The sequence below is a fragment of the Pseudomonas sp. CFBP 8758 genome (genome assembly GCF_014841725.1).
GTDB classification, from domain to species: Bacteria; Pseudomonadota; Gammaproteobacteria; order Pseudomonadales; family Pseudomonadaceae; genus Aquipseudomonas; species Aquipseudomonas baltica.
Window position 1 is genome coordinate 1 of sequence record NZ_JACYUK010000018.1, and the last position, 1,635, is coordinate 1,635.

A 1,635-nucleotide genomic window follows, 5' to 3' on the forward strand; every position below is an offset into this window, starting at 1 on the left:
ATTGAATCTTGACGATGACCTACTCTCACATGGGGAAACCCCACACTACCATCGGCGATGCATCGTTTCACTGCTGAGTTCGGGATGGGATCAGGTGGTTCCAATGCTCTATGGTCGTCAAGAAATTCTGTAGCCAGGATGCCCTTGCGAGGCACTCCAGCGAATCGGGTATGTGATGTTTGTGGGTTGTCTTGCTGCGAACTTTCGGTTCGTGTCATCTCCACAGTCACCGCAATCTGGTCGTTCGACGCAAATTGCTTGGGTGTTATATGGTCAAGCCTCACGGGCAATTAGTATGGGTTAGCTCAACGCCTCACAGCGCTTACACACCCCACCTATCAACGTCGTAGTCTTCGACGGCCCTTCAGGGAACTCAAGGTTCCAGTGAGATCTCATCTTGAGGCAAGTTTCCCGCTTAGATGCTTTCAGCGGTTATCTTTCCCGAACATAGCTACCCGGCAATGCCACTGGCGTGACAACCGGAACACCAGAGGTTCGTCCACTCCGGTCCTCTCGTACTAGGAGCAGCCCCTCTCAAATCTCAAACGTCCACGGCAGATAGGGACCGAACTGTCTCACGACGTTCTAAACCCAGCTCGCGTACCACTTTAAATGGCGAACAGCCATACCCTTGGGACCGGCTTCAGCCCCAGGATGTGATGAGCCGACATCGAGGTGCCAAACACCGCCGTCGATATGAACTCTTGGGCGGTATCAGCCTGTTATCCCCGGAGTACCTTTTATCCGTTGAGCGATGGCCCTTCCATACAGAACCACCGGATCACTAAGACCTACTTTCGTACCTGCTCGACGTGTCTGTCTCGCAGTCAAGCGCGCTTTTGCCTTTATACTCTACGACCGATTTCCGACCGGTCTGAGCGCACCTTCGTACTCCTCCGTTACTCTTTAGGAGGAGACCGCCCCAGTCAAACTACCCACCATACACTGTCCTCGATCCGGATAACGGACCTGAGTTAGAACCTCAAAGTTGCCAGGGTGGTATTTCAAGGTTGGCTCCACGCAGACTGGCGTCCACGCTTCAAAGCCTCCCACCTATCCTACACAAGCAAATTCAAAGTCCAGTGCAAAGCTATAGTAAAGGTTCACGGGGTCTTTCCGTCTAGCCGCGGATACACTGCATCTTCACAGCGATTTCAATTTCACTGAGTCTCGGGTGGAGACAGCGCCGCCATCGTTACGCCATTCGTGCAGGTCGGAACTTACCCGACAAGGAATTTCGCTACCTTAGGACCGTTATAGTTACGGCCGCCGTTTACCGGGGCTTCGATCAAGAGCTTCGCTTGCGCTAACCCCATCAATTAACCTTCCGGCACCGGGCAGGCGTCACACCCTATACGTCCACTTTCGTGTTTGCAGAGTGCTGTGTTTTTAATAAACAGTCGCAGCGGCCTGGTATCTTCGACCGGCATGAGCTTACGGAGCAAGTCCTTCACCCTCACCGGCGCACCTTCTCCCGAAGTTACGGTGCCATTTTGCCTAGTTCCTTCACCCGAGTTCTCTCAAGCGCCTTGGTATTCTCTACCCAACCACCTGTGTCGGTTTGGGGTACGGTTCCTGGTTACCTGAAGCTTAGAAGCTTTTCTTGGAAGCATGGCATCAACCACTTCGTCGTCT

2 rRNA genes are annotated in these 1,635 nt (G+C 53.1%); both read right to left on the minus strand.

The window, feature by feature from the left end:
* Positions 1–6: 6 nt before the first annotated feature.
* A 5S ribosomal RNA gene (gene rrf, locus IFT75_RS21285) occupies positions 7–122 on the minus strand.
* Between the two features lie 147 nt (positions 123–269).
* Positions 270–1,635, minus strand: a 23S ribosomal RNA gene (locus tag IFT75_RS21290); the annotation flags it as partial.